The organism is Rhodococcus sp. O3, from assembly GCF_048897285.1.
GTDB lineage: Bacteria > Actinomycetota > Actinomycetes > Mycobacteriales > Mycobacteriaceae > Rhodococcus.
In genome coordinates this window covers 1-22,510 of the sequence record NZ_JBMBTE010000087.1, presented here as the reverse complement: position 1 = coordinate 22,510, position 22,510 = coordinate 1, and the positions used below count along the sequence as shown (strand labels likewise).

Here is a 22,510-nt window from a genome sequence, read left to right as displayed (position 1 = left end):
TCATAATCGCCCGCAGAATGCTGGACCAGCAGGAAGGGCGGCAGCATGCACTACGTATTGGGCTTCGAGGAGATCGACCGGACGCAGATCGCGCTGGTCGGCGGCAAGGGCGCGAACCTCGGAGAGTTGTCGCGCGTCGACGGCGTCCTCGTCCCCGACGGCTTCTGCGTGACGACCGACGCCTATCGCCGAGTCACGACAGAAGCGCCGGCGCTCGACGCCCTGTTCGAGCAGCTCGCCCGCCTCGCTCCGGGCGATCGGGAGCAGATCGGTGCGGTGAGCGCACAAGTTCGTCGCGCGATCGAGGACTACATCCTCCCGGACGAGGTGGCCTCGGCGATTGCCGGAGCACTGTCGCGCCTCGGTGATGACACAGCCTGCGCCGTGCGGTCCAGCGCGACCGCGGAGGATCTGCCGTCGGCGTCCTTCGCAGGCCAGCAGGACACATACCTGAACGTCGTGGGGCCCGACGAAGTCCCCCGGCATGTCGTCAGGTGCTGGGCATCGCTGTTCACCGAGCGTGCCGTCACCTACCGGATGCGCAACGGGATCGACCACCGCAAGGTGCACATGGCCGTGGTCGTGCAGCGGATGGTGTTCCCGGAGTCGTCCGGGATCATGTTCACGGCCGATCCCGTCACCTCCGACCGGACGGTGACCTCCATCGATGCCGGATTCGGTCTCGGGGAGGCGCTGGTGTCCGGCCAGGTGAGTCCGGACATCTACACGGTGCGCGACGGTGCCGTCGTCGGCAAGACGATCGCCACCAAGCTGCGCGCTCTGCACGCCACACCGTCCGGCGGGACACAGATGCGGGAGGTTCCTCCTGAGCAGCGGAACCAACCGGTGTTGACGGACGCGCAGATCGTCCGGCTCGCCGATCTTGGGCGGCAGATCGAAACGCACTTCGGCAGTCCCCAGGACATCGAATGGTGCCTGCGCGACGGCGATTTCCGAATCGTTCAGAGCCGGCCGATCACCACGCTGTTCCCGATCCCGGAATCGAGCGACGACGAGAATCGCGTGTACGTCTCGGTCGGGCATCAGCAGATGATGACCGATGCCATGAAGCCTCTCGGACTTTCCTTCTGGCAGATAACAAGTCGGGCACCGATGCGTGATGCCGGAGGCCGGTTGTTCGTCGACGTCACCGAACGGCTTGCGTCGGCGACGGCCGGGCCCGCGATCGTTGCCGCGCTCGGAAAATCCGATCCGCTCATCGGCGATGCGCTGCAGACGATTCTGGATCGCGGCTTCGTCCCGCAACGTCCGGACGACGGTTCCGTCCCTGCAGCGGTGCGCGCCCCTGATCCGACCGCGCCGAATCCGGCGATCGTCACCGAGCTGATCGCGCAGAGCGAGGCTTCCCTCGAGGCCTTGAAGCGTGACATCGCGACCAAGACCGGGACGGAGTTGATCGACTTCATCCGGGACGATATCGAGGAACTCAGACGGGTCCTGTTCGATCCGCGTGGTCTTCAGGCGATCATGGCCGGGATGGGCGCTGCCGACTGGCTGAACGACCGACTCGACGAGTGGCTGGGTGAACGGAACGCAGCCGACACTCTCACCCAATCGGTTCCGCACAACGTGACCTCGGAAATGGGGTTGGCGTTGCTGGACGTGGCCGACGCGATCCGCCCGCATCCACAAGTGGTGGCATTCCTACAGCAGGTCGAGGACTCGGGTTTCGACGACAGCGCTTTCCTCGACGAGCTCGAAAAGTTCGACGGGGGCAGCGAAGCCCGGGCCGCGATCGAGGACTACCTCGACAGGTACGGAATGCGATGCGTGGGCGAAATCGACATCACCCGGCCCCGCTGGAGCGAAGCTCCGACGACCCTCGTCCCGCCGATCCTGGGAAATATCAAGGGTTTCGGTCCAGGTGCCGCCGCTGAGCGCTTCGAGCAGGGTCGACGCAACTCCGACGAGAAGGAACGCGAGGTTCTGGAACGCTTGCGCGCCTTACCCGATGGAGACACCAAGGCCGCAGAGACGAAGCGGATGATCGACCGTGTCCGGGACTTCGCGGGATACCGCGAGTATCCGAAGTACGGGATGGTGTGCCGCTACTTCGTGTACAAGCAGGCATTGCTGCGCGAGGCCGACCGTCTCGTCCGGGACGGCGTTGTTCGTAGTCGGGACGACATCTTCTTCCTGAGGTTCGACGAACTCGCCGATCTCATTGCGACACAGCACGAGCGCAACGACTTGATCGACGAGCGTCGGGAGGAGTTCGGCACGTATCAGGCACTGAAGGCGCCGCGAGTACTCACCTCGGACGGCGAAGCCCTCACCGGGGCCTACCGTCGCGAGGATCTGCCGGACGGCGCGCTTGCCGGCATGGCGGTGTCGGGCGGGACCGTCGAGGGTCGTGCCCGCGTGGTCCTGGACATCGCGGGCGCCGACCTCGAGGCCGACGACATCCTGGTCACCGCTTGCACCGACCCGAGTTGGACACCGCTGTTCGTCGCCATCAAGGGCCTGGTGACGGAAGTTGGCGGTCTGATGACGCACGGCGCGGTGATCGCGCGGGAGTACGGGCTGCCGGCGGTCGTGGGCGTCGAGAATGCAACACGACTCATTCGGGACGGGCAACGGATTCGGGTGAACGGAACGGACGGGTACGTCGAGCTCCTGCCGTAACCACCGTCGAACCCGGTGACGGGAACCATCATTGGGACCGACCGGGCGAGGCATCCCGTCACCCGCGGCGCGAAAGCCGCACGGCAACCCCACGAGCACCATCCCCATCTGGGACGACAGTGTTGCACCTCGGTGGGGCGGAACTTAGACTGACCTAAGTTATGGGGCATAACTTAACGAGAAGCAGGGGTACAGGCACGTGATCGGCAGACGTCCGCGCATGTTCGAGGTCGACGACATCATTCGCGTCGGCCGGAGCCTCGGGATGCGCAGGCTGAGCATGAACGCCGTCGCGGCGGAACTCGGCGTGTCCTCGACCGCCCTGTACCGGGCGGTCGACGGGCGGTGGGGACTCGAACGGCTCGTCGGCGAAAGCCTGCTCGGCGACCTGAAGCTCCACGACGATCCGGATCACGACATCGAGCAGCATCTGCTGTCCTTCGGCCTGCAGATGTGGCATTTCATCGTCCGCCATCCCGGGCTCGGTGTGTACATGCAGACCCTGTTTCCCCGCGGCGAGGCCGGTCGCCTCCTGATGGCGCACCAGATCGAGGCGTTGAGCAAGCGCGGATACAGCCCCGACGTCGCGATCGCGCTGTCCAGTGTGATCGCCGGCGTCTCCATCAACTACGCGGTGGCCGAGGACTCCCAGCGCGAGCACGCCGAGGAACTCGACGCGCAACGCGAGAAGATCACCGAACAACTGAAGACCGACGAGGACCTGGCGGAGGCACACCGCGACCTTCCGTCGGTCGAACACACACAGTTCGTGAGACTCGTTCTGGCAGCGATGGTCCGGGGAGTCGTGTCGGTCGCTCCTCCCGGGCGGCCGCTCGACGAGGTCATGGCCGAGTTGGCGGCGATAGGAATGGGGGTCTGATGGCCAAGCGTGGTTTTCAAGGGGCGATGATGCGCGGGTTCGGTGCCCGCGACCACGACGCCGTGGTCACCGGCACCGATCTGCTCGCACCGCGTTTCCTGCGGGTCCGGATGTCGTCCCCGACGCTGTTCCAGGACGTCGTCCCGGGACCGACCGCATGGATCCGGATCTGGTTCCCCGACCCGGAGGGCGGAGAGACCGAATACCAACGCGGATACACCTTTTCGGAGATGGATCCGGATGCGGGCACGTTCGCAGTGGATTTCGTCCTGCACGAACCGGCAGGCCCGGCGTCGACGTGGGCGCAACGCGCCACCCCCGGAGACCACATCAGCGTCACGTCGTTCGGGTCCAGGACGCTCGACATCCCCGAGGACCTGCCGGCCGGCTACCTGCTGATCGGCGACTCCGCGTCGATCCCGGCGATCAACAGTATCCTCACCGCCCTCCCCCACGAGGTCGCCGTCGAGCTGTACCTCGAGCAACACCACGAGGACGACCATCTCATTCCGATGTCCGATCATCCTCTGCTTCAGAAGAATTGGGTTCCCCGTGACGATGCGGACTCGCTGGCCGCGGCGATCGAGGACCGGGACTGGTCGAACTGGTACGCGTGGGCCGGCCCGGAATCCAACACCCTCAAGCAGTTGCGGACCCGGCTGCGCGACGACTTCGGCTTCCCCAAGTCCGAGGTGCACGCCCAGGCGTACTGGTCCGAGGGCCGCGCGATGGGCAAGCTGCGCTCGACCACCGACGAGCAGCCGACCGCCGACGAGGAAGCCCTCACGCGCACCACCGTGGCGGCGACAACCCCGGTGGAAGACACCGAAAAGCCCGTCACTGCTGCGAAATCCGATCGTGGCACCTGGCGGGCACAGGCCGGTGGACGACTCATCGCCCCACTGAAGCGCACTCTCGTCACGGCCGGTGTCGTCCAGGCCGTCGTCACGCTGATCCAGCTCGCCCCGTTCGTGCTCCTCACCGAACTGGCCCGCCGCATGCTCGACGGCACACCGTCGTCACAGCTGTGGAGCCTCGGGATCTGGACCGTCGGGCTGATGGGCTTCGGTGTGCTGCTCGCAGCGGCCCTGTCCCTGTGGCTGCACACCGTCGATGCCCGTTTCGAACGCGATCTGCGGCAACGACTTCTCGGCAAGCTCGCGAAACTGCCCCTCGGCTGGTTCACCGCCCGCGACTCCGGCCGGATCAAACGACTCGTGCAGGACGACACCCTGTCCCTGCACTACCTGATCACCCACGCCGTGCCCGACGCGGCCGGCGCGGTGGTCGCACCGATCGCCGTGCTGGTCTACCTGTTCACCGTGGACTGGCGGATCGCACTCGCGATGTTCCTGCCGATCCTCGTCTACCTCGTGGCGATGATCATCATGATGACCCAGTCGGGGCCGAAGATCGCCCAGTCCACGCGCTGGGCCGAGCGGATGGACACCGAAGCCGCGGGCTACCTCGACGGCCAGCCCGTCATCCGGGTGTTCGGTGGTGCCGCGGCCTCCACATTCCGGGCGCGCCTGCACGAGTACATCCGGTTCCTCGACGACTGGCAGCGCCCGTTCACCGGCAAGAAGACCCTCATGGATCTCGCGACCCGGCCGGCGACCTTCCTGCTGCTCATCACCGCATTGGGCACCGTGGTGGTCAACGGCGGCACGAACCCGACGACGCTGCTGCCGTTCCTGTTCCTGGGCACCACCTTCGGTGCCCGGCTCCTCGGTCTCGGCTACGGCCTGTCCGGGCTGCGCGACGGTATGCTCGCCGCCCGCCGCATCCAGGTCGCGCTCGACGAACCCGAACTCGAGACCCGGAACCGCTCGGGTCGCCTCCGCGACAGCTCCACCGCCGTGGAGTTCGACGGCGTCCGCTTCTCGTACCGACCGAATGTTCCGGTGCTCGACGACATCTCCCTCGAGCTCGGCTCCGGCACGGTCACCGCGCTCGTCGGCCTGTCCGGTTCAGGCAAGTCCACGATGGCGTCGCTGCTGGCACGGTTCCACGACGTCGACGAGGGCGCGATCCGGATCTTCGGCCGCGACATCCGCGAGCTGACCCCGGACGAGCTGTACAAGCAGGTCGGCTTCGTCTTCCAGGACACCCAGCTGATCCACGGCACGGTCCGGGAGAACATCGCGCTCGCCGTTCCCGACGCATCCGATCGGATGATCGAAGCGGCCGCACGCAGCGCTTACATCCACGACCGCATCCTGGAGCTGCCCGACGGCTACGACACGATGCTCGGCGCGAACCCACCGCTGTCCGGGGGTGAGCGGCAACGCATCACGATCGCCCGCGCGATCCTCGCGGACACACCGATCCTCGTGCTCGACGAGGCGACGGCCTACGCCGATCCCGAATCCGAGTACTTCGTGCAGCAGGCCCTGAGCCGGCTCACCGAGGGACGCACCGTCCTGGTGATCGCCCACCGCCTGCACACCGTCGTCGGTGTCGACCGCATCGTCGTCCTCGACCACGGCCGCATCGCCGAGACCGGCACCCACACCGAACTGCTGGCCCGCGACGGCCGCTACCGGAAGCTGTGGGATGCGGGCTCACTTTCGTCCAGCATGCTCGCCGACGCAGATCAGGAGCCGGCCCGATGATCCGCACCCTGCTCACGCTGCTGCCTCCCGACAGCCGCCGCACCGTCGCCGCCCACCTGACGCTGACCGTCGTCGGCGTGTTGCTGCGTGCCGCCGGGGTCGTGCTGCTCGTGCCGCTCGTCGGCGCGCTGTTCGGCGAGACCCCCTCCGACGCGTGGCCGTGGCTGGGCGCGCTCGCCGCCGTCACCGTCGTCGGCTGGGTCGTCGACGCGTGGGGTTCCCGCTTCGGATTCGACCTCGGATTCGGGTTGCTGGCGCACGCCCAGCACGAGGTGACCGAGCGGATCGCCCGTATCCGGCTCACCTGGTTCACCGCCGGGAACACCGCGACCGCCCGTCAGGCCATCGCCGCGACCGGCCCGGATCTCGTCGGTCTCATCGTGTACCTGGTGACGCCGCTGCTCGGTGCGGTGCTGCTGCCGTTGGCGATCGCGGTCGCCCTGTTCCCGATCTCGTGGGTGCTCGGTGTCGCCGCGCTCGCCGGTGTCCCGCTGCTGCTCGGTGCGTTCCTCGCGGCGGGCCGGTTCTCCCGCAGCGCCGACCGCGTCGCCTCCGACACCAATGCGGCGCTGACCGAGCGGATCGTCGAGTTCGCACGCACCCAGCAGGCGCTGCGCGCGGCACGCCGCGTCGAGCCGGCCCGCAGCCACGTGGGCCGGGCACTGTCCGAGCAGCACGCGGCGACGTTCCGGTTGATCGGCATGCAGATCCCCGGGCAGCTGGTGTTCGGCCTCGCCGCCCAGCTCGCGCTGGTGATCCTGGCCGGCACCGTGACGGTGCTGACCGTCCGCGGCGACCTGGACGTGCCGGAAGCGATCGCGCTGATCGTCGTCATCGTCCGCTACCTCGATCCGTTCACCACCCTCGGCGATCTCACCGCGGGCGTCGAAGCGTCGATCACGACGCTGCGCAGGATCCGGGAGGTACTGGACGCGCCGGTCGCCGACGAACCCGGAACGATGACGATCGTCGGTCGCCCACCGCGAATCGAAGTGCAGGGCATCGGTTTCCGCTACCGCGACAGCGCGACGGTGCTCGACGGCCTGGACCTGACGTTCGAGCCCGGCACCACCACCGCGATCGTCGGGCCGTCCGGATCCGGCAAGAGCACGGTGCTGGCGTTGCTGGCCGGGCTGCACGAACCACACACCGGGCGCGTCCTTGTCGACGGCGTCGACGCCGCGGAACTGGACCCGATCTCCCGGCGCAACCTGGTCGGTGTGGTCTTCCAGCATCCGTACCTGTTCGACGGCACGATCCGCGAGAACATCCTGGTCGGCAACCCGGATGCGGACGACGCCGCGCTCGCGGCCGCCGCGACCCTCGCGCAGGTCGACGAGATCGTCGCGGCCTCCCCCGACGGCTGGGACACCCGCGTCGGTGAGGGCGGCAGCGCGCTGTCCGGGGGTGAGCGGCAACGCGTTTCGATCGCGCGGGCGCTGCTGAAACCGGCGCCGGTGCTGCTCGTCGACGAGGCCACCAGCGCGCTGGACACGGAGAACGAAACCGCGGTCGTGCAGGCCCCGACCGCCGACCCGACGCCGCGCACCCGGGTGATCGTCGCGCACCGGTTGGCGAGCATCCGCACCGCCGACCGGGTCGTGTTCCTCGAGCGCGGCCGCGTCGTCGAGGACGGCGGCGTCGACGAGCTGCTCGTGGCAGGGGGTCGCTTCGCGGAGTTCTGGCGGCAGCGTGACGCCGCGTCCGGATGGCGGCTGGAAACCTCACCCAAGGGGTAGTGCCGGCGGCATCGGAATGCTCGTACAGTGCGCAATACGGGAAGTCCGTGCCGAAACCCGCCGTCCGGTTCCATGATGGATCCGGCCGGAATCCATCGATACCGGCCGGAGAGGACACCATGCCCACCGCTATCAACACCGCACCCACGGTCACGCACGCCGCACTGCTCGGGATCGGGGCGTACCGGCCCCGCCGGGTGGTACCCAACGCCGAGATCGTCGACCGCATCGATTCCTCCGACGAGTGGATCCGGACCCGATCGGGCATCGCGACCCGCCGCTGGGCCGAACCCGACGAGACGATCGTGTCGATGAGCGTGGCCGCCTCCCGCGAGGCGCTGTCCGCAGCCGGGCTGGACGTGGACCAGATCGACGCGGTCGTGCTGGCCACGTCGTCGCAGATGGTGCTCGGCCCCTCCGCCGGGGCGGTCGTGGCCACCGAACTCGGTATGCACGACACCGCGGCGTTCGACATCTCCGCGGGCTGCGCGGGCTTCTGCTACGCGCTGGGGAACGCGGCGGCCCTGGTCCGGGCAGGACAGGCCCGTCACGTTCTCGTGATCGGCGTCGAACGGCTGTCGGACCTGCTCGACCCCACCGACCGCACCTGCGCGTTCATCTTCGCCGACGGGGCCGGTGCCGCCGTGGTCGGGCCCTCCGACACCGAGGGCATCGGACCGGTCGCGTGGGGCTCCGACGGCTCCCAGACCGACGCCATCAAGCAGGACAAGGACTTCGCGCGGTACTTCGCGGAGGTCGAGGCGGCGGGCGGAAGCGGGACTGTGCCCGAACGGCCCTACATCCGCATGAACGGTGCCGCGGTGTTCCGGTGGGCCGTCACGTTCCTGGAGAAGGCGTGCCGCGACGCCCTCGGCAAGGCCGGGGTCACCGTCGACGATCTGGACGCCTTCGTGCCGCACCAGGCCAACAGCCGCATCACCGACGCGTTGGTTCGGGCGCTGGCCCTGCCCGATTCGGTCGCGGTCGCGCAGGACATCGCCGAGACCGGCAACACGAGCGCCGCGTCGATTCCGCTCGCGATGGAACAGCTCCTCCGGTCCGGCGGGGCGAAACCCGGCGACACCGCGCTGCTGGTGGGGTTCGGTGCCGGGCTCGCGTACGCCGGGCAGGTCGTGAAGCTTCCCCCGCTCGGTTAGACGCCTGAACGACAGCGGCGCTGCGGCCCCCACCGGGGACCACAGCGCCGCGTTCGGCTCGATTCAGTCCTTCGGACCACCGGCAACGTAGATGACCTGGCCGGACACGAAACCGGAACCCTCGGACGCGAGGAACGACGCGGTGTGGGCGATGTCCTCCGGCTTGCCGACGCGCGCGACCGGGATCTGCGCCGCGGCGGCCTTCTTGTAGTCCTCGAACGGGACGCCGACACGCTCGGCGGTGGCGGCGGTCATCTCGGTGGCGATGAAGCCCGGGGCGATCGCGTTGGCGGTGACACCGAACTTGCCGAGCTCGATCGCCAGGGTCTTGGTGAAGCCCTGCATGCCGGCCTTGGCAGCGGAGTAGTTCACCTGACCGCGGTTGCCCTGCGCGGACGTGCTCGACAGGTTGACGATGCGACCGAACTTGTTGTCCACCATGTACTTCTGGCAGGCACGCGTCATGAGGAACGCGCCGCGCAGGTGCACGGCCATGACGGCGTCCCAGTCTTCGACGGTCATCTTGAACAGCAGGTTGTCGCGGGTGATGCCGGCGTTGTTGATCAGGACCGTCGGCTCGCCGAGTTCGGTGGCGACCTTCTCCACCGCAGCGGCGACGGACTGCTCGTCGGCGACGTTCGCGCCGACCGCGAGGGCCTTGCCGCCGACGGACTCGATGGCGGCGACGGTGTCGGCGCAGGCGTCGGCGTCGAGATCGAGCACGGCGACCTGGAGGCCGTCCTCGGCGAGACGCTTGGCGACGGCGGCACCGATGCCGCGGGCGGCTCCGGTGACGATGGCGGTGCGGACTGTCGAGCTCACTACGAAACCTCCAGTAGATGGTGGAACGGTCAGTTGATGGTAAGGCCGCCGTCGACCGCGAGGGTCTGCCCCGTCACATACCCGGCCGCGTCGGACACGAGCCATACGAGGGTCGCGGCGAGTTCGGCCGGGTCACCGGTGCGGCCCAGGACGATCCGCGACTTCATGCTCTCGATGTAGCCCTCCGGGTACTCGTCGGTCATCTCGGTCGCGAAGAAGCCCGGGGCGATCGAGTTGACGCGGATGCCCTTGCGCAGACCCCACTGCTGCGCGAGGTCGCGGGTCAGGCCGATGACCCCGGCCTTGCTCGCGGCGTACGCGGCCTGCGGCAGGCCCGCGGTGGTGATGCCGAGGATCGAGGAGATGTTGACGATCGAGCTGCCCGGCTGCATGACGCGACCGGCGGCCTGCGCGGCCCAGTAGGAGCCGTTGAGGTTGATGTCGATGACGCGGCGGAACTGGTCCGGGGTCTCCTTCGTGGCGGGGACCGCGGTGCCGATACCGGCGTTGTTGACGAGGATGTCGACCTTGCCGAGCTGTTCGACGGCGGTGTCGACCATGCGCTGCGCCTGGTCCGGATCGGCGATGTCGGTTTCGACGGTGACGGCGCGACGGCCGGCGGCGCGGACGAGTTCGGCGGTCTCCGCGAGCCGGTCGGCGCGGCGGGCCGCGAGCACCACATCGGCACCGGCTTCTGCCAGCGCCTGCGCGAACGCGACACCGAGACCGGACGATGCGCCGGTGACGATCGCGACGCGATCGTCGAGGCGGAACCTGTCGAGAGCGGACACAGTTGTCTCCTCGGAAGTGACGGGGCTACAGATGTGTATAGCCCGGAGAGATGGTGGAATTCAAATGGACACGCCCGAAAAACATTAGGCCGCATGCCTTTTCAGACATACGGCCTAATGGTGTGTTTGTCCTTGCCTATGCGGGCGTCAGCTCAGGCGCTCGAGGACCATCGCCATGCCCTGGCCGCCGCCGACACACATGGTCTCGACGCCGAACTGCTTGTCGTGGGCCTGCAGGTTGTTGATCAGCGTGTTCGTGATGCGCGCACCGGTCATACCGAACGGGTGGCCGAGCGCGATCGCACCGCCGGAGACGTTGAGCTTGTCCTCGTCGATACCCAGCTCGCGGGCCGAACCGAGCACCTGCACGGCGAACGCCTCGTTGATCTCGAACAGGTCGATATCGGAGATCGACTTACCGGCCAGCGCCAGCGCCTTCTTCACGGCCTCGATCGGGCCGAGGCCCATGATCTCGGGCGACAGACCCGACACGCCGGTCGAGACGATCCGGGCGAGCGGGGTCAGACCCAGCTCCTTCGCCTTGGTGTCCGACATGATCACCAGCGCCGCGGCACCGTCGTTGAGCGGGCACGCGTTGCCGGCGGTGACCGTGCCGTCCGGGCGGAACACCGGCTTGAGCTGGCTGACCGCCTCGTAGGTGGTGCCCGCGCGCGGGCCGTCGTCGGTGGAGACGACGGTGCCGTCGGGCAGGGTCAGCGGGGTGATCTCCTTCTCGAAGAACCCGGACTTGATGGCATCCTCCGCGCGGTTCTGCGACCGCACGCCCCACCGGTCCTGGTCCTCACGGGAGATCCCGGTGTACGAGGCGACGTTCTCGGCGGTCTGGCCCATCGCGATGTAGACGTCGGGGAGCAGGCCGTCCCGGCGCGGATCGGTCCACGGGGTGCCGCCCTCGGCGAGCTTCGCGGTGCGGGCCTCGGCGTCCGCGTAGAGCGGGTTCTTCGTGTTCGGCAGTCCGTCGGCGTTGCCGGTGATGTAGCTCGACACCGACTCGACACCGGCGGAGATGAACACGTCACCCTCGCCGGCCTTGATCGCGTGCATCGCCATGCGGGTGGTCTGCAGCGACGACGAGCAGTACCGGTTGACGGTCACGCCCGGCAGGAAGTCGTAGCCGAGCTGCACCGCGACGGTCCGCGCGATGTTGAAACCCGACTGGCCGGCGGGCTGGCCGCAGCCGAGGAGAAGGTCGTCGATCTCGGTGGGGTCGAGTTCGGGCACCTTCGCCAGCGCGGCGGCGACCATCTGGGCGGCCATGTCGTCGGGGCGCAGCGACTTGAGCGAGCCCTTCATCGCGCGGCCGATGGGCGAACGTACTGCGGAGACGATCACTGCTTCGGGCATCGGAAGCTCCTTCGAAAAGAGTGGAGTATCGGGGACTACAGGCCGAGGTCGCGGCCGATGAGTTCCTTCATGATCTCGTTGGTGCCGGCCCAGATCTTGGTGACGCGGGCATCCTTCCAGGCACGGGCCACACGGTACTCGTTCATGAAGCCGTAGCCGCCGTGAATCTGCACGCAGGCGTCGAGAACCTCGGACTGCGTCTGCGCCGTCCACCACTTGGCCTTGGCGGCGTCGACGGCGCTGAGCTCACCGTCGGCGTGGGCCTCGACGGCCTGGTCGACGTACGCCTCGGCGACCTCGATCTTGGTGACGAGCTCGGCGAGCAGGAACTTGTTGTACTGCATGGTGCCGATGGCCTGGCCGAACGCCTTGCGCTCCTTGGCGTACTCGATGGTCTCGAGCAGGATGTGCTTGGCGTGGTGCACGTTGTTGATAGCGGAGCCGAGACGCTCCTGCGGGAGCAGCTTCATCATCGAGATGAAGCCCATGCCCTCTTCACCGAGGAGGTTCTTGCCCGGGACGCGGACGTCCTTGAAGAACAGTTCGGCGGTGTCGGCCTCGGGCTGGCCGACCTTGTCGAGCTTGCGGCCGTTCTCGAAGCCCTCCATGCCGCGCTCGACGACGAGCAGCGAAATGCCCTTGGCGCCCTTCGACGGATCGGTGCGGGCCGCGACGACAACCAGGTCGCAGTTGTAGCCGTTGGTGATGAAGGTCTTCGCGCCGTTGAGGATCCAGTCGTCGCCGTCGCGGACCGCGGTGGTCTTGAGGTTGGCGAGGTCCGAACCACCGGACGGCTCGGTCATGCCGATCGCGCAGATGAGCTCACCGGTGGCGCAACGCGGCAGCCAGCGCTCGCGCTGCTCCTCGTTACCGAGATGGACGATGTACGGCACGGTGATGTCGGAGTGGATGCCGATCGACGACGACAGCGCCATGTTCGCCCGGGCGAACTCCTCTGCGACGATCGCGTTGAAGCGGTAGTCGTTCGCTTCCATGCCACCGAACCGCTCGGGGATCTCGAGCCCCAGGAAGCCCGCCTTGCCCGCTTCGATCCAGATGTCGCGGGGGATCTCGTGACGTTCGATGAGTTCCTCGGCACGGGGCAGCACGAACCGGTTCACGAACTCGCGAGCCGACTCGCGGAACGCCTCGTGATCGGGACCGTACAGGGTGCGTCGCATTCAACCGCTCCTAATCTAAGCACGCGCTTATAATCTAAGCGTTTGCTTATAGTGGACCCGATGCGGCAAGTTGTCAACTGCCGGGAACACAGGGAGAGCACAGTGGCCACATCGAGAGACGACGTGATCAGCGGATCCAAGGCGGCGGCCCGCCTGCGGGAAGCCGCCATCGAGGTATTCGCCGAGAACGGGTACGGCGGCACCACCACCCGCCAGATCGCCGCGCGCCTCGACATGAGCCCGGCCGCGATGTATCCGCACTACAAGTCCAAGGAAGAACTGCTCTACGCGATCGGCTACGAGGGCCACGACCTGGCGTTGCGGGTCGTGCAGGACGCCGACATCCCCGGCGCCGACGCCACCGAACGTCTCGCCACGATCATCCGGCGCTTCGCGGAATGGCAGGCCGAGAACCACAGCCGTGCCCGCGTCGTCCAGTACGAACTCACCGCTCTCACGCCGGAGCACTACCGCGTCATCACCGGACTGCGACGACGGACGACGCAGGTGGTCCGCGACGTCGTCGACGCCGGCCTGGCCTCCGGCGAGTTCACCGTGCCCGACGCCGAGGGCGTCACCCTCGCCCTGATGTCGCTGTGCGTCGACATCTGCCGCTGGTATCCGTCGGGCCGCTACCAGGACCCCGAAACCATCGGCGCGCTCTACGCCGATCTCGCGCTGCGACTCGTCGGCGCCGTGCACTGAATCGCGAAATCCGCACGGCCACTGGACAACCGCCGAGCTCCTCCGGCGCGCGGATGTCACCACCCGCGCGCGGATGTTGCAACGGAGTGCGGTTGTCCGGGAGTAGTCTCGACGGCATGACCGAGCGTGATCGGGACCCCGACGGCAAGCCGAAGAACGCCCGCCCCCGCGACGCGCTGGGCCGTCCGCTCCCCTATGGCGAGGAGGGCGTCGAACCCATCCCCGAAGACCTCGACCTGTCACCCAACGAGGCCATCACCGAGGCCCAGCGGCTGTTCGACCACGGATACCCCTTCCACGCACACGAGGTGTTCGAAGGATCGTGGAAATCGGCGCCGGTCGAGGAACGCACCCTGTGGCAGGGACTCGCGCAGCTCGCGGTCGGGCTCACCCACCTGCTGCGCGGCAATCCGTCCGGTGCCGCGTCACTGCTCCGGCAGGGGCAGGCCCGGGTGCGGCACTACGAGGACGCACCGCCGCACGGCCTCGATATCGACGGCCTGTCCGCGTGGGCGGACCACCTGCTCGCCGAGATCGAGCGCGGCGATCCGATCCCCGAACCGCCCGTACCGCGCCTGCGGATGCCATGATGCGGTGATGCCGATCCTGCCGATGTTCCCGCTGGGAACAGCGCTGCTGCCGGGCGATCACCTGCCGTTGCGGGTGTTCGAACCCCGCTACCAGCAGCTGGTCCACGACTGCATGGCCGCACCCGACGGACCGCGCTTCGGTGTCGTGCTCATCGCGCGCGGACACGAGGTCGGTGGCGGCGACGTGCGGCACGACGTCGGGACGGTCGCGCGGATCGTCGTCGACACCGAACTCGGCGGCGGCCACCACCGGCTCGAATGCCTCGCCGAGGAACGCATCCGGATCCTGCAATGGCTGCCGGACGATCCGTATCCGCGCGCCGAGGTCGAACCGTGGCCCGACGCCCCGTCCGAGGGCACGGACCTGTCCGGGCTGACCGGGCTGTTCGGGAAGCTGTACGGACTACTCGACCGGCTCGTTGAGAACGGCGTGAACCCACCGCGCGCGGACGACCTGCCCGACGACCCGGGTGCCCGGCTCTACGCGCTGTCGCGGTGGGTGCCGATGGGCGAGGCCGACAGACACGCCCTGCTCGCCGCGCCGGGACCCGACGAACGACTGGCCGTGCTCACCGAGGCGATCGCCACGGCCATCGACCTCGCCGAATGGCAGTTGAAGGACCAGTGATTCCGAAGAAGGGGTGATACGGAAGCGGCGGCACGGTGTGTGAACACCGCGCCGCCGCACCGTCGCTTCCCGGATCGCTCACCGATCGCGCAGGGCTGCCAGAGCCTCGGTTCGCTGGTCGATCCACGTGCGCATCGAATCGATGCTCGCCTGCAGGGTTTCCTGCGTGAGACCGTCGGTGACCGGGACGGTCTCGGCGATCTCGTCCAGCAATGCAGTCGCGCGTCCGCTGCCGTAGATCTGCTCGAACAGATCCCAGTACGCGCTCTCGTACACGGCCGTGAACGCGTCCGACTCGAGGAAGCGGGTCTTCAGCGGATTGCCCATCGACATGCCCGGAGGTCCGCCTTCCGGCCCGCCGGGGAAGGCCGGCACTCCGTTCGGCGTTCCCTGAGGCATCCCACCGCCACCCTGCGGCGGGGTCACTCCTGCGGGAGGTGTCATGCCCTCCGGAGGCGTCATGCCCTCCGGCGCCGTGCCCCCGGCCTGCGGCGTGCCCTCACCGGGTGCTGCGCCCGCGCCGTTCATGCCCGGCGGCATGCCGCCACCCGGCCCGCCCGGACCCATCCCGCCCGGCCCCATCATGCCGACCAAGTCGTGCGGTCCGGCGCTGGTGCCGCCCTGCATCGCCAGGTTCAGATCCCAGGAGACGACGGTGAGCTTCTCGGTGCCCAGGTCGTACCAGAGGTAGTAGTTCTGGCCCGGGCCGGCCATGTCGTCGCCGTTGACGAGGAGGTTCTGCGTCGCGACGTAGCGGGCGAAGGATTCGACGTCGACCCGGTCGCCGAGGTGCGCGTCGAACTCCTCGTCGCTCGCCGTGTCCATCCACTTCAGGAAATTCACGATCGGCTGCAGGTTGCCGCTGCCGGCCGCGTTGATCTGTTTGAACCGATCGGCGTAGGACGACTGGTCGTCGTCGACGTACTCGAAACGTGAACTCGCGTCCGCCTTGTACAGATAGCCGTCGCCGTCGAACAGCGAGTTGGCGTAGCCGTCGTCGGGATGCTCGAGCAACAGGCGTGTCGTGGTCGCGCTGTCGTTGATCGAGTACACCGTGTACGCGTACCGCTGCGTCGGCTGGCCGGTCTCCGCGGTGAGCGACAACGCCATCGCCTCGTTCAGCACCGGCGTGCCCGGCCGCACCGACAACTCGGTCATGCCCTGATAGGCGCGGCCCGAGGCGTTCTCGTCGAAGCTGATGAGCAGCGGCAGCGACGTCGGATCGTCCTCCGACGCCGACGACATCATGGGACCCATCCGTCCTGGATCGAAATCCTCGGGGAATTCGAATCCTTCGGGCAGTTCCATACCTTCCGGGGGCCGGAAGCCCGAACCACCGGGCCGGGCGTCGTCGCCGCGCACGCCCATCAGAGTCGAGTTGCCCTTGAGCCGGACGGACACGTCGTCGACGAACGTGCCGTCGATGGTGAGGTCGGCGGTCACCCACTTCTTGTCGCCGGTCTTCTGGAAAGTGGTGATCATGTCCTGATATTCGGCATCGGTGATTTCCAGCGACACCTCATGCTGCACCGAACTGTCGAACAGGTCGACGGTGCCCGCGATGTTCTCGGTGATCTCCGAGGCGATAACCGTTGCGTCCCCGACGATGTAGGGACGGATCCGGGTACTGCCGAACACGGTCGCCATGATCGTGACGAACGCGACGAACACCACCAGCAGCTTCCAGTGCTGACGCAGCGATGTCGGGATTCGATGTCTGAGCCGACGCCGCGGTCGGGGCTCGCCGGCGGTGTTCGTCCCGCCCATCAGATGTCCGTCTGGTCGTATCCGGTCAGGACGGTGACGCGCTGGCCGGTGTTGACCGCGCCCAGTGCCGCGATCAGCTCGGACGCTTTCTTACCCTTGCGCAACTGTGCCGTGTAGTACAGCTCGTTGAGCGCTCCCGCGCGGACGGATTCGGTGGAGACCAGCTCGAATTCCGTGCAGAACTCGATGAGGACGTCCTCGACGAGCGCTTCGAATCCCGGCTCCGGCGGCACCTGCACCTTCACGACCTGACGCTGCACGTCGAGCTTGAACCAGTTGAACTTGTTCATGATCAGCAGCACGAGGCAGATCGCGACGGTCGCGGCGACGGCGAGGATGTAGAAGCGGGTGCCGGTGGTCATGCCGATCGCCATCACCAGGAAGATGAACCCGACGTCACGAGTTTCCTTGATGGCGTTGCGGAATCGCACGACCGACAGCGCGCCGACGAGCGCGAACGCCCGGGCGATGTTGGAGCCGACCACGAGCATGATCAGCGAGATGATCATGCCGACCATCACGAGGGTCTGCACGTAGGACTGGCTGTAGGAGACGTTCTTGTGCGTGTATCGGTAGACCCAGCCGATGACGGCGGACAGCACGAACGACAACGACAGCGACACGATGATGTCGAATGTCGAAAATGTCCCGCTGAGGTCCTGAAGATCGAAATTCATGGTTGTCCTGGTGTCCGAATGGTTGGAGATCGATGAAAACTGTTGCGCGCGTCGTCAACCCACGACCGGAGCGGGTTCACCGAAGAGATCCGGCGGGACGGGCTCGTCGAACCCGTCGGGCAGGATCGGTTGGGGTGCGCCGGTGATCGAGCGCGGTGCCAACCCGAACGCCTGCACCGACTGGCAGTACTTCGAGATCCGGATGACCGACATGTTCAGTCGCGCGGTCAGATCCGTCGCCCAGTACGGAACCCGTTCGTTCGCCTTGAGTTCGACGATCGCCAGCTTCGGCGGGATGATGAAGCGGTTCTCGGCGCCGGATGCGAAATGGAAGTCGCGGTCGCGGCCGTGCACCTTGTGATCGATCGTCACCCGCAGGCCCAGATCGGCTTCGCGGCCGACGAACGCCTCCCGCAGGTAGCCGGTGGTGACGACGGGCCGCAGATCGAGATTGCCGATCAGGGTGGTCACCTCGTTCACGAACGGTCGCTGCGATGGATCGCACTCGATCTCCTCGCGGCCGTCCAGCCACCGCCGCGCCTGCCCGTAGGGCAGCGCGATCCGCCGCTTCTGGGTCACGCGGTTGACGCGCTGCTTGATCTCGATCTGCACCGAGGTGTCGTCGGTGCAGTCCACCGGAGTGCCGTACAGCCGCATCCGGAGTTTGCGCCGGAACTTCAGTCCCTCGATCTTCTCCCAGTAGAAGCGCAGATCCACGGTGTCGTAGTACAGCGATGTCACCGGATATCCGCCGTGCGGCGAGAACGGATCGGTGTCCATGCGGGCGGCGAGCTCGGCCCGCAGCTCCGGGACCTTCATCTCGTCGACGAGGTACTTGATCTCGTATCGGTTGAAGGCGTGCAGCTTGCTCGCCGTCTGCTGATAGCCGACGGGACCGACCGGAACGTCCTCGACCGATTCGGTTGGATCATCCGACGAGGATCGCTTCCGGAATCGATCGATGAGGCTCATGGCGGCGGCAGCTCCCGGCTGATCGGTGGCGAACGGGTGAACGCTCCGAGTACACCCGACGACGTTTCCGGGAAGCTGGAAAAATGCTGGCAATCACCTGTGAGTCGATCTTGCCGCTCAGCCGACGATCACGACCTCGAGGTTGCGCGGGCCGTGCACCCCCTCGACGCGTTCGAGTTCGATGTCCGAGGTCGCGGACGGACCGCTGATCAGCGTGGTCGGCCGCTCCGGCACGAGCCGGGCGAGGGCTTCGGGCACCCCGACCTCGACGGTGTCGAGCGGCACGACGCACACGTGCAGATCCGGCACGAGCGTCAGGGCTCGCCTGCCCTGGTCGGCGCTGCCGTCGAGGAAGATGGTGCCCGTCTCGGCGCACGACACCGCCGACGCGGTGACGACCCCGTCGAGCGCTTCGAGTTCCGGCGCCGGCACGTCGGCCGAGTCCACGACGATCTCCCCGTCGAACGCGGCGAGCCACGAGTCGTCGAGACCGGCGGGCACACCCACCCGCGCGACCTTCCGATCGGCCAGCACCCGCGCGAGGACCGCCGGCAGTTCGGCTGCGGTGCAGCGGTGCACGTGAGCCTTGTAGTCGAGCAACCGGTCGGCGAACAGTTCGTAGCGTTCGTCGTCCGGCAGGGTGCGGCCGGTGCGGTAGTCGCGGGGGATCTCCGTCGGCGCGGGCGGCGCGAGCGTCAGGGCGTCGCGGATCCGGCCGAGCACTACTTCGCGGGCGCTCATCGGTCCTGTCCTTCCCGTCGCGCAGCGGCCATCGCGGCGCGGCCCTCCTCGGAGTCCCACCACTGCCGGAACGTCTGCTTCGGTGGTGCGGGGATGTCTCGGGCCGCGGTCCAGCCGCCGAGCGGGCCGGGCAGCACCGAGATCGCGCCCTTCTTCCCCGCGACGATCCGGCCGCCGATGCCGCCGGCCTTCTGCGCCGCGGTCCACCGCCGCGAGGACGACATCGCCAGCGACGCCGCCTTCATCGCCGCGGCTTCCACGGTGAGTCCTGCCTGTTCGACCTTCTGGTGACGCAGTTCGACGAGCAGCGACGGGATGTCGATCTTGACGGGGCAGGCGTCGAAGCACGCGCCGCACAGGCTCGACGCGAACGGCAGCGTCGCGTTCGGGTCGCCGGGTTCGCTCATGCCCGCGAGTTGCGGGGTGAGCACCGCCCCGATCGGACCCGGATAGGTCGAACCGTAGGCGTGGCCGCCGGTGCGTTCGTAGACCGGGCACACGTTGAGGCATGCGGAGCACCGGATGCAGTGCAGCGCTTCGCGTCCCACCGAATCGGCGAGTGCGGCGGTGCGGCCGTTGTCGAGCAGGATCAGGTGGAACGCCTGCGGTCCGTCGCCCGGGGTGACACCCGTCCACATCGACGTGTACGGGTTCATCCGCTCCCCCGTCGACGACCGCGGCAGCAGCTGCAGGAACACCTCGAGGTCGCGGTAGGTGGGCAGCAGCTTCTCGATGCCCATGACGGTGATGAGCGTCTGCGGCAGCGTCAGGCACATGCGGCCGTTGCCCTCGGATTCGACGACCGCGAGAGTGCCGGTCTCGGCAATCCCGAAGTTCGCGCCCGATACCGCGACCGGGACGGTCATGAACTTGTGGCGCAGGAACTTTCGGGCCGCCTCCGCGAGGTGGGCAGGGTTGTCGTCGAGATCCGGGTCCACACCCGGCATTTCGCGCAGGAAGATCTCACGGATCTCGGAACGGTTGCGGTGGATCGCCGGGACGAGGATGTGCGACGGCCGGTCGTGGCCGAGTTGGACGATGAGTTCGGCCAGGTCCGTCTCGTGCGCGACGATGCCCCGAGCCTCGAGATATTCGTTGAGGCCGATCTCCTGGGTGGCCATGGATTTGACCTTGACGACCTCGTCGGACCCGGTGTCGCGCACCAGTTGTGCGACGAGGGCGTTGGCTTCGTCGGCGTCGGCGGCCCAGTGCACGACGCCGCCGCGCGCGGTGACGGCGGCTTCGAGCTGTTCGAGCAGTTCGGGCAGGCGTGCGAGCACGTCCGCCTTGACGGCGGCACCGGCGTCGCGCAGCGCTTCCCAGTCGGGGACCTCCCCGGTCACGCGGAGCCGCTTGGCGCGGATGGTGTGGGTGGCCTTGCCGATGTTGCGGCGCAGCTGACTGTCGGCGAGCTCGTGATGCGCTGCGTCCGGGAACTTTTCGACGCCGCGCAGATTTCCCGAACCGCGCGGCGGGACGGTGGGCGTGCCGAGCGCGGTGGTGCTCATGCGGTCACCACCGGGGCGTCGACGGAGGCGAGGATCTCGGCGAGGTGCACGGTGCGGCCGCCGGTTTTCAGGCGCGACATGCCGCCGCCGATGTGCATCAGGCACGACGAGTCGCCGGCCGTACAGTATTCGGCGCCGGTGGCGGCGATGTTGCGGAGTTTGTCGGACAGCATGGCGGTGGACGTTTCGGCGTTCTTGATGGCGAACGTGCCGCCGAAGCCGCAGCACGAATCCGCTTCGGGGAGCTCGACGAGGTCGATGTCGCGGACATTGCGCAGCAACTGCAAGGGTTTGTCGCCGACCCGCAGCATGCGCAGGGAATGGCAGGTCGGGTGGTAGGTCACGCGGTGCGGGTAGCGGGCGCCGACGTCGGTGACGCCGAGGACGTCGACGAGGAACTCCGACAGTTCGTACGTCTTGGCCTTGACCGTGTCGACCTTCCCGCGCAGCGCGGCGTCGCCGTAGCGGCCGGCGACGATCTCGTGCTGGTGCCGGACGGATCCGGCGCACGATCCGGACGGGACGACGACCGCGTCGATGGAGGCGTCGCCGAAGGTGTCGGCGTAGTTGCGGACGAGGGGCAGTGCGTCGGGCTGATATCCGGTGTTGACGTGCATCTGCCCGCAGCACGTCTGGCCGGGCGGGAACACGACGTCGTGGCCGAGCCGCGCCAGGAGAAGGGCGGTGGCCTTGACCGCGCCGGGGAACAGGGTGTCGCCGAGGCAGGTGGCGAACAACGCGACTCGCATGGTGGATCTCCGCATCGAATCTATGTGGTCTGACCACACTAACCCACGTTCGGGAGCCACGCACGAGAAAAAGGCGGCCTAGGCTCTGCTGACATGTCGTCGCCGTCCGCACCCCGCGCGTGGGAGCAGGTACTCGCCCGCCTCGAGGAGAAGCTGATCTCCGGGGAACTCGCGCCGGGTCAGCGGCTCCCGGGCGAGCGCATCCTCGCTGCCGAACTCGGTGTGGGCCGGTCGTCGGTGCGCGAGGCCCTGCGGGTGATGGAGGCGCTCGGTCTGCTCACCGCGCACACCGGCTCGGGTCCCAATGCCGGGGCGATGATCGTCTCCCGGCCGGTGGGCGGAATGTCGATGCTCATGCGCATGCAGGTCGCGGCCCAGAACTTTCCCGTCCGCGACGTCGTGCAGACCCGACTGGTGCTCGAGACCGAGGTCGTGCAGACGCTCGCCGAGACCCGCCCGGTCCCGGACCTGTCCCACGCCGAGGAGTTGCTCACCGCGATGGACTCTCCCGAGCTGTCCGCGCACGAGTTCCTCGTCCTCGACTCCCGGTTCCACATCGCCCTGGCCGACGCGGCGGGCAACCTGGTCATCGCCTCGATGATGGCCGCCCTGCGCGAATCGATCGAGAGTTACGTGCTCGCCGGAGCACCCCTCGCCACCTGGCCGGAGACCTGCAGCCGGCTGCGCCACGAACATCACGGCCTCGTCGCGGCAGTGCGGGCCGGGGACGTGCAGGCTGCCCGGCAGCGCATCGGCGACCACATCCGCGGCTACTACGCCGAGAGCCTGTCGAACCCCCTGAACGGAGCACCCCCGCCGGTGGTGTAGTGTTGTTCGTGCAACGCGGGGTGGAGCAGCTCGGTAGCTCGCTGGGCTCATAACCCAGAGGTCGCAGGTTCAAATCCTGTCCCCGCTACCACCACCGGCCCGGACTCTCACGAGTCCGGGCCGGTTTTGTTTTCGCCGGTCGAAGGGGT

At 67.8% G+C, this 22,510-nt stretch carries 19 protein-coding genes and 1 tRNA gene; 10 read left to right on the top strand and 10 right to left on the bottom strand.

Features of this window, described 5'->3' with window-relative positions; all coding sequences use genetic code 11:
• Positions 1-45: 45 nt before the first annotated feature.
• The 5 genes from rph (at position 46) to ACN675_RS20760 (ending at position 9,037) form a co-directional block, all read left to right on the top strand.
• Positions 46-2,646: a rifamycin-inactivating phosphotransferase gene (gene rph, locus ACN675_RS20780; RefSeq protein WP_420752646.1), complete on the top strand. Its 2,601-nt coding sequence runs from the start codon at positions 46-48 to the stop codon at positions 2,644-2,646.
• A 199-nt stretch (positions 2,647-2,845) separates the two neighbouring features.
• A complete protein-coding gene (locus ACN675_RS20775; RefSeq protein WP_420752645.1) occupies positions 2,846-3,526 on the top strand; it encodes a TetR/AcrR family transcriptional regulator in 681 nt (226 codons plus the stop codon).
• Entirely contained in the window at positions 3,526-6,141 is a 2,616-nt protein-coding gene (locus ACN675_RS20770; protein ID WP_420752644.1) for an ABC transporter ATP-binding protein/permease, read from the top strand. Before ACN675_RS20775 ends, ACN675_RS20770 begins: the two co-directional genes overlap by 1 nt.
• Positions 6,138-7,880, top strand: a complete 1,743-nt coding sequence (locus tag ACN675_RS20765; RefSeq protein WP_420752643.1) for an ABC transporter ATP-binding protein — start codon at positions 6,138-6,140, stop codon at positions 7,878-7,880. The genes ACN675_RS20770 and ACN675_RS20765 overlap by 4 nt, the downstream gene beginning before the upstream one ends.
• Positions 7,881-7,999: 119 nt before the next feature.
• On the top strand, positions 8,000-9,037 hold the full coding sequence (locus ACN675_RS20760; RefSeq protein WP_420752642.1) for a beta-ketoacyl-ACP synthase III: 1,038 nt from the start codon (positions 8,000-8,002) through the stop codon (positions 9,035-9,037).
• A 63-nt stretch (positions 9,038-9,100) separates the two neighbouring features.
• Here ACN675_RS20760 and fabG read toward each other — a convergent pair whose 3' ends face one another.
• The 4 genes from fabG to ACN675_RS20740 form a co-directional block, all read right to left on the bottom strand.
• Positions 9,101-9,859, bottom strand: coding sequence for a 3-oxoacyl-ACP reductase FabG (gene fabG, locus ACN675_RS20755; protein ID WP_420752641.1), 759 nt, complete (start codon positions 9,857-9,859; stop codon positions 9,101-9,103).
• Between the two features lie 29 nt (positions 9,860-9,888).
• Positions 9,889-10,650: an SDR family NAD(P)-dependent oxidoreductase gene (locus tag ACN675_RS20750; RefSeq protein ID WP_420752640.1), complete on the bottom strand. Its 762-nt coding sequence runs from the start codon at positions 10,648-10,650 to the stop codon at positions 9,889-9,891.
• Between the two features lie 147 nt (positions 10,651-10,797).
• Complete coding sequence (locus ACN675_RS20745; protein ID WP_420752639.1) at positions 10,798-12,015, bottom strand: acetyl-CoA C-acetyltransferase; 1,218 nt, start codon at positions 12,013-12,015, stop codon at positions 10,798-10,800.
• Between the two features lie 35 nt (positions 12,016-12,050).
• Positions 12,051-13,196, bottom strand: a complete 1,146-nt coding sequence (locus ACN675_RS20740) for an acyl-CoA dehydrogenase family protein (protein WP_197252933.1) — start codon at positions 13,194-13,196, stop codon at positions 12,051-12,053.
• Positions 13,197-13,298: 102 nt separating this feature from the next.
• Here ACN675_RS20740 and ACN675_RS20735 point away from each other — a divergent pair, with 102 nt between their 5' ends.
• From ACN675_RS20735 to ACN675_RS20725, 3 genes are all read left to right on the top strand, one after another.
• Positions 13,299-13,901, top strand: a complete 603-nt coding sequence (locus tag ACN675_RS20735; RefSeq protein ID WP_420752638.1) for a TetR/AcrR family transcriptional regulator — start codon at positions 13,299-13,301, stop codon at positions 13,899-13,901.
• Positions 13,902-14,017: 116 nt separating this feature from the next.
• A complete protein-coding gene (locus ACN675_RS20730; RefSeq protein WP_197252932.1) occupies positions 14,018-14,491 on the top strand; it encodes a DUF309 domain-containing protein in 474 nt (157 codons plus the stop codon).
• Positions 14,492-14,498: 7 nt separating this feature from the next.
• Positions 14,499-15,119: an LON peptidase substrate-binding domain-containing protein gene (locus tag ACN675_RS20725; protein WP_420752637.1), complete on the top strand. Its 621-nt coding sequence runs from the start codon at positions 14,499-14,501 to the stop codon at positions 15,117-15,119.
• A 78-nt stretch (positions 15,120-15,197) separates the two neighbouring features.
• On the opposite strand, the gene ACN675_RS20720 is transcribed toward ACN675_RS20725, so the two are convergent.
• The 6 genes from ACN675_RS20720 to ACN675_RS20695 form a co-directional block, all read right to left on the bottom strand.
• Positions 15,198-16,886, bottom strand: a complete 1,689-nt coding sequence (locus ACN675_RS20720) for a CotH kinase family protein (protein ID WP_420752636.1) — start codon at positions 16,884-16,886, stop codon at positions 15,198-15,200.
• A complete protein-coding gene (locus tag ACN675_RS20715; RefSeq protein ID WP_420752635.1) occupies positions 16,886-17,563 on the bottom strand; it encodes a DUF4956 domain-containing protein in 678 nt (225 codons plus the stop codon). Before ACN675_RS20715 ends, ACN675_RS20720 begins: the two co-directional genes overlap by 1 nt.
• A 54-nt stretch (positions 17,564-17,617) precedes the next feature.
• Positions 17,618-18,535 (bottom strand): polyphosphate polymerase domain-containing protein, encoded by a 918-nt coding sequence (locus tag ACN675_RS20710; RefSeq protein ID WP_420752634.1) that lies wholly within the window; start codon positions 18,533-18,535, stop codon positions 17,618-17,620.
• Positions 18,536-18,652: 117 nt separating this feature from the next.
• Positions 18,653-19,276, bottom strand: a complete 624-nt coding sequence (locus ACN675_RS20705; RefSeq protein WP_420752633.1) for a LutC/YkgG family protein — start codon at positions 19,274-19,276, stop codon at positions 18,653-18,655.
• On the bottom strand, positions 19,273-20,784 hold the full coding sequence (locus ACN675_RS20700) for a LutB/LldF family L-lactate oxidation iron-sulfur protein (RefSeq protein ID WP_420752632.1): 1,512 nt from the start codon (positions 20,782-20,784) through the stop codon (positions 19,273-19,275). Before ACN675_RS20700 ends, ACN675_RS20705 begins: the two co-directional genes overlap by 4 nt.
• The gene (locus ACN675_RS20695; protein WP_420752631.1) at positions 20,781-21,533 is read right to left on the bottom strand and encodes a (Fe-S)-binding protein; all 753 of its coding nucleotides are present in this window, start codon (positions 21,531-21,533) and stop codon (positions 20,781-20,783) included. The genes ACN675_RS20700 and ACN675_RS20695 overlap by 4 nt, the downstream gene beginning before the upstream one ends.
• 93 nt (positions 21,534-21,626) lie before the next feature.
• On the opposite strand from ACN675_RS20695, the gene ACN675_RS20690 reads away from it, so the two are divergent.
• Both ACN675_RS20690 and ACN675_RS20685 read left to right on the top strand, forming a co-directional pair.
• Complete coding sequence (locus ACN675_RS20690) at positions 21,627-22,361, top strand: FadR/GntR family transcriptional regulator (RefSeq protein WP_420752630.1); 735 nt, start codon at positions 21,627-21,629, stop codon at positions 22,359-22,361.
• Positions 22,362-22,375: 14 nt separating this feature from the next.
• A tRNA-Met gene (locus ACN675_RS20685) sits at positions 22,376-22,452 on the top strand.
• Positions 22,453-22,510: the final 58 nt, after the last annotated feature.